Consider the following 5814-nt stretch of genomic DNA (forward strand, 5'->3'; position numbering starts at 1 on the left):
CCCCTGTAGACCCTGTACTCCCCGAGCTCCCCGTAGCCCTTGACCTCCTCGATCAGGTGCTTGGAGATGAGGTCATCCACCGCCGTTATGGCCCACCTCGTGGGGACGAACTTCCTCCTCCTGCCGAGGAGGCCCGCGCTCAGGGCCTGCTGTATCCTGGAGACATGAAGACCTGACCCATAAAGCTCGATCATCGCCTCTGCGGCTGATGCGTCCCTATCGTAGTAGAGCCTCTCCAGCCTGGGATCCGACCTCCCGGGTTCGAGCCTCAGCTCCTCGAGGGGGGCGGATGGGCCGAAGGGCTGAAGGTCCTCGGAGAGAGAGTAGCCCCTCGGCGTGTTCTTGAACCTCGCCTCAGCCTCAACGGAGCTCTCGGAGAGGAGAGCCTCCCTGAGCTCGGAGGAGTACCTATCCTCCACCCTGTCCACCCTGACCTCCCTCTTCCCCCTGACCAGCTGGAGCCTCATCCCTATTATCTCCCTCAGCCCCCTCCCGAACCACTCCTCAGGTGTGGCCAGGTGCCTCGTGTCCCCGTGGATCGGGGGTATGAGCGGGCCCACCTGGACCTTGGGGTAACCGAACCTCCCGACGAAGAGCTCAGGGGGTGAGGATCCGGCCAGCTCCTTGGACCCATGGGCCCTGGGGAGCGGGAGCTCCGATGAAAGCTCGAGGCTCACGACATCGGCGACCCTGTAGTCGTCCGAGAGTATCTTGAGTTTCTTCATCCAAGCCTTTATCTTGACCCTCAGGATTAAAGCTTTGTGATATCCGAGGTGATGGCCAGGAGCCTGCTGAACAGGAGCTCGATAGGGGACTACTGCATCAACCCCTACGTGGGATGCCTGCACGGCTGCTCCTACTGCTACGCCTCATATTACGCGAGGAGGATGGGGCACTCAGGGGAGTGGGGAAGCTACGTCAAGGTGAAGGTCAACGCGGTGGATCTGCTGCTGAGGGAGCTCCGAAGGAGGAGCAGGGGGGTCATCTACATCTCCTCGCTCACCGACGCCTATCAGCCCATCGAGGAAAAATACAGGATCACTAGGAGGATTTTGGAGGTTCTCCTATCCAAGGACTGGCCCCTGATAGTGCAGACCAAGTCGGCGCTTGTCCTGAGGGACCTGGACCTCATAGGGAGCTTCTCAGAGGCTGAGGTGGGATTCACGATAATAACGCTGGACGAGGACATGAGGAGGAGACTGGAGCCGAGGGCTTCGAGCATCTCCTCTAGGATTGATGCCCTTATGGAGCTCAAGGGCGAGGGAATTAGGACTTTCACCTTCATAGGGCCCATAATCCCGGGCACGCATCCCGAGGAAATCTTGAGGCTGGTGAATGAGGTCAGGAACCACTCTGACCTGATATACTTCGACAGGTTCAGGAGGAAGCCGGGGCTGAGGGACCTCTGGGAGCTCATCCCGGTGGGCGAGGGATTCGATCCCGATCTCTACTACGGGAGCGTTAAGAGGTTCCTGGAGGATCGGCTGAGGGGGAGGGTGAGGTACAGGTTCCTCTACTGATCAGACCTCCAGCTGAACCTTCACCTGGTCCCTGTCGAAGGACCTCCTCATGGCCTCCACCCCCTCCTCGAGGGGGTAGACGGATGTGACCAGCTCGTCAACCGAGACCCTCCCCCTCCTGAGGAGCTCTATGGCCTGCCTGAAAGGCCCGCACCTGCTGCCAACTATGGAGACCTCGTTGACTACAGCCCTCGTGTAATCGAAGCAAACCCTCTTCCCATGGGTGGACTTCGCGAACACCTTTCCTCTGGCCCTAACTAGCTCCAAAGCGGTCTCAAGGCCATCGGGGCTTCCGGTGGCCTCTATCACGAGATCGAATCCCACACCCTCATTCACCTCCCTCCTCAGCTCCAGGGCCTCCTCAAGCCTCACCACCTCAGCCCCATACCGCTTCGCCAGCAGGACCTTCCTGCTCTCGCTCCTGTAAACGGCAACAAGCCTCTCGGGCTCGTAGATCCTGGCCACCTGCAGGGATAGGAGCCCAACAGTCCCAACACCGACGACTGCCACGCTGGAGAGAGGCCTAGGAGGGCTCATCATGAAGGGCTTGAGGACCGCCGCCAGGGGCTCGACTAGGGCCCCCTGCTGCCAGCTCAGGCCCTCTATGGAGTGAACGAGGTCCCCCCTGGTAAGCATGTACTCGGCCATCCCCCCATCCAAGCTGATCCCTATGGCCTCCCTCCTCAAGCAGTGCTCCCTCATCCCGGATCTGCAGAACCAGCACTCGTTGCAGGTAACGTTGATCTCCGTGGTCACCCTGCTTCCTAGGAGGGATTCGCTTACTCCCTCGCCAACCTCCACGACCTCTCCTGAAACCTCGTGTCCGAGGATCAGGGGCAGCCTCCTGGCCCCGTAGTCACCGGAGTAGAGGGCCTTATCGGTCCCGCATATGCCGACCCTCCTGACGGCCATCCTCAGCCATCCCCTGCCCGGGCTGGGGACCTCGAGCTCCTCGAGCCTCAGATCCCACGGAGCGTGGAGCACCAGCGCCCTCATGACAGCTGTCAAGGCCCCCGATACGCTTTAAATTGATGGGCCCGGGATCTGGAGGGGACCCCCATGATGAAGAGATCCGGTCTGAGCAAATTGGGAGCGATCCTGCTCCTCCTGATAATAATAGTGGCTGCGGTTGCTGCCTACCTCCTGATGACCTCCGTGGTCCCCTCGGCCACCACGCCCGCCACGACCAAGCGGATCAGGGTGGCCATACTCTTCGACGTAGGTGGGAGGGGTGACCTCAGCTTCAACGACATGGCCTACCTAGGCGCCATCAGGGCTGAGAAGGAGTTGGGAGTGCAGATAGAGACCCTGACCCCTAAGTCGCTGGCCGACATGGTTCCCCTGCTCGAGGACCTCAGCAAGAGAGGGGAATACGATCTCCTCGTGCTTGTCGGCTTCCTCTGGACCGATGCCCTGAATAAGACGGCAGACAAGTTCCCGAACCAGAAGTTCGCGTTGATAGATGCTTCTACCGGTGTTCAGAGGAAGAATGAGGTTGACATCCTGTTCAGGGAGCAGGAGTGCGCCGCCATCGTCGGAGTGCTCGCCTCAGGAATGGCCAAATCCCTCGGAGGGAACAAGGTGGGGGCCGTGGCCGGTATGGACATACCCCCCCTCTGGAAGTTCCACATAGGCTACCTGTATGGGGTCAAGTACTACGAGAAGAGGACAGGCGAGAGGATTGACTTCGTCTGGCAGTACACCGGGACGTTCACGGACACGCAGGCAGGGTATAATGCGGCCATGACATTATTGCAGCAGGACGTGAGGGTTCTATACGGCCTAGCCGGGCTCACCCACGTCGGTATGTTCAACGCCGTCAAGGAGTGGAACTCCAGGCAGGGCAAGGTGGCTGCCCTGGCGATAGGCCAGGATGCGAGTCAGGAGTGGATATCTCCGAAGGACATACCTCTGAGTGGCGCCAAGAGGGTGGATGTGGCAGTCTACACGGCTATAGAGATGGTGGTCAAGGGGAACTGGAGGGGAGGCATAACCACACTGGGACTAAAGGAGGGAGGGGTGGGTGTCTGGGACCTAGATGGTGTCAAGGAGTTCGCCACGCTGGCCGCTGAGGCGAAGCAGCTGAAGGACATGACTCCTGATGACGTCGTCAGAATTGTGGACTCCCAGAGGAGGACCTACATACCGGCCGAGGCCCAGAGCATCGCGGAGGAGCTGAGGCAGAAGATAAAACACGATGAGGGCGATGGCCGCGGTAAGAATGCTGCGCCCGATTTTGGGCTGCAAAACGGCGGCAATGGTCATGGCGGCAATCAAAAATGGAAAGGCCTGGAAAATGTCAACAATGCGCATGAACACCATATCAAGCCGTGAGCGGTGAGATAAGGTTCAAGATGCCGGCGAACCACGATGAGTACGACCTCATAATAAGGGAGCTTTTGGCCGGGAACCTGGATGCGGCCCTGGAGAGGGGCTGATCCCCCAACACAATTTTTATATCTTACCCCAGCCCATGCTTTCTATGAGAAAGCCGATAACCGGGCTCATCCATCTGTTTTCCCATCAGAGGTGGGTCCAATGGATCATCAGCGGAGCTCGGAGGAGCCTCTAGTCGAGATGAGGGGGATAGTGAAGGTCTACCCTGATGGCGTGATCGCCCTGAGGGGAGTGAACTTCGAGGTGAGGGAGGGCGAGATACACGGCCTCCTGGGTGAGAACGGGGCCGGGAAGACCACACTCATGAGGATACTCTACGGGGAGATAAGGCAGACGAGCGGGGAGGTTCTCCTCAGGGGGAGGAGGGTCCACTTCAGGGGTCCCTGGGAGGCCATGAGGAGCGGCGTGAACATGGTTTACCAGAGGTTCTCCCTGATACCCACGCTGACCGTGATGGAGAACCTCCACCTATACATGAGCTCCCTCTTCAAGGGGATCCGCGTCGATGAGGTGAGGAGGAGGGCCGAGCTCGTCATGGAGAGACTCCGCTTCAGGGTGCCCCTCGACTCCCTCGTTGAGGAGCTCCCAGTAGGTGTTCAGCAGAGGGTGGAGATAGTGAAGGTGCTCCTCTCAAGGCCCAAGCTGATAATACTGGATGAGCCCACCTCCGTGCTTACCCCTCTGGAGAGCAGGGAGCTCTTCAGGGTTCTGAGGGAGCTGAGGGGGGAGGGGATCTCGATAGTGTTCATAACGCACAAGCTCAGGGAGGTGAAGGAGCTGACGGATAGGGTCACGGTTCTCAGGGGAGGGGAGAATGCTGGAACCTTCGAGACCTCCAGCGTGAGCGAGGAGGATCTCGCCATCACGATGATCGGTAGGAAGGTACCCTCGCCCCGCAGGACCCCATCCTCACCGGGCGAGGAGGTGCTGAGGGTCGAGGACCTATGGGTCAGGGATGACAGGGGGCTTCATGCGGTCAGAGGGGTCTCCTTCGAGCTCAGGAGGGGTGAGATACTGGGAATAGCTGGTGTCCAGGGGAACGGCCAGCTGGAGCTCGCTGAGGCCCTGGCCGGTCTCAGGGGGGTCGAGAGGGGGAGGGTGCTCCTGAGGGGTGAGGACGTCACAGGACTGCCGGCCAGGGAGAGGTACGAGAGGGGCCTCTCCTACGTGCCGGACTCCAGGGCGGTGGGCCTCGTGCTCGATATGAACCTCGTTGAGAACTCCATCCTGACGACTTTGAGGAGGTTCCTGGGACCCGGGGGAAGGATAGCCTGGCCGCTGGCCGGTGAGATGGCCGAGAGCATAGTGAGGAGGTTTAAAGTCATCGCGAGTTCCCTGAAGGCTCAGGCCAAGCACCTGAGCGGTGGGAATCAGCAGAGGCTCCTGGTGGGCAGGGAGATCCTGAAGGAGCCGGAGGTCCTCCTGATCTGCGAGCCGACCCAGGGACTTGACGTGGCCGCAACTGACTTCATAAGGAGCAGTCTGCTGAAGTTCAGGGACGAGGGGAAGGCTATAATCCTAATATCGACGGACCTGGATGAGGTGCTGGAGCTGAGCGACAGGATCGCCGTGATGTATGAGGGGAGGTTCATTGGAATGGGGAGAAACGAGGACTTCACCATCGAGAGGTTGGGTCTTCTGATGGGTGGTGTGAGTGCCTAGGCTGGGTTTCATCGCTGAGGTCTCCCTCTCAATCCTGCTGAGCTTCCTCTCAGGCTACGTCATGCTGAGCCTCATGGGCTACGATGCCGCCAGGGTGTTCGCGGTGGTGCTCTCCGAGGGGATCAGGAATCCCTCCTACCTTATGGTGAGGAGCACTCCCCTGATCATGACGGCGCTCGCCTTCTCCATCCCCTCCCTCACGGGCGTCTTCAACATAGGGGGGGAGGGGCAGTTC

Annotated in this window: 6 protein-coding genes; 4 read left to right on the forward strand and 2 right to left on the reverse strand. The window is 59.8% G+C overall.

Annotation, left to right across the window (positions count from 1 at the left end; translation table 11 throughout):
• A partial coding sequence (locus BA066_06360) for a hypothetical protein (GenBank protein RDD53065.1) occupies positions 1-725 on the reverse strand: 725 nt, incomplete at its 3' end.
• 36 nt (positions 726-761) lie between these two features.
• Here BA066_06360 and BA066_06365 point away from each other — a divergent pair.
• Positions 762-1520, forward strand: coding sequence for a radical SAM protein (locus tag BA066_06365; GenBank protein RDD53066.1), 759 nt, complete (start codon positions 762-764; stop codon positions 1518-1520).
• Here the strand turns inward: BA066_06365 and BA066_06370 are convergent, their stop codons facing one another.
• Positions 1521-2516, reverse strand: a complete 996-nt coding sequence (locus BA066_06370; GenBank protein ID RDD53067.1) for an alcohol dehydrogenase — start codon at positions 2514-2516, stop codon at positions 1521-1523.
• A 66-nt stretch (positions 2517-2582) separates the two neighbouring features.
• On the opposite strand from BA066_06370, the gene BA066_06375 reads away from it, so the two are divergent.
• From BA066_06375 to BA066_06385, 3 genes are all read left to right on the forward strand, one after another.
• Positions 2583-3854, forward strand: a complete 1272-nt coding sequence (locus BA066_06375; protein RDD53069.1) for a BMP family ABC transporter substrate-binding protein — start codon at positions 2583-2585, stop codon at positions 3852-3854.
• A gap of 204 nt (positions 3855-4058) precedes the next feature.
• Positions 4059-5579 carry an ABC transporter ATP-binding protein gene (locus BA066_06380; protein RDD53068.1) on the forward strand — a complete coding sequence of 507 codons (1521 nt, stop codon included), beginning with the start codon at positions 4059-4061 and terminating at the stop codon, positions 5577-5579.
• A gap of 1 nt (position 5580) precedes the next feature.
• Positions 5581-5814, forward strand: a 234-nt coding sequence (locus BA066_06385; GenBank protein ID RDD53070.1) for an ABC transporter permease, incomplete at its 3' end; no start/stop codon positions are given.

This window comes from Candidatus Korarchaeota archaeon NZ13-K (genome assembly GCA_003344655.1).
In the GTDB taxonomy this organism is placed as follows: domain Archaea; phylum Korarchaeota; class Korarchaeia; order Korarchaeales; family Korarchaeaceae; genus Korarchaeum.

Excerpts from the sequence above, each read along its gene's own strand:
- BA066_06370 (RDD53067.1), bottom strand. The coding sequence starts at position 2,516 with ATGAGGGCGCTGGTGCTCCACGCTCCGTGGGATCTGAGGCTCGAGGAG.
- BA066_06375 (RDD53069.1), top strand. The coding sequence starts at position 2,583 with ATGAAGAGATCCGGTCTGAGCAAATTGGGAGCGATCCTGCTCCTCCTG.
- BA066_06380 (RDD53068.1), top strand. The coding sequence starts at position 4,059 with ATGGATCATCAGCGGAGCTCGGAGGAGCCTCTAGTCGAGATGAGGGGG.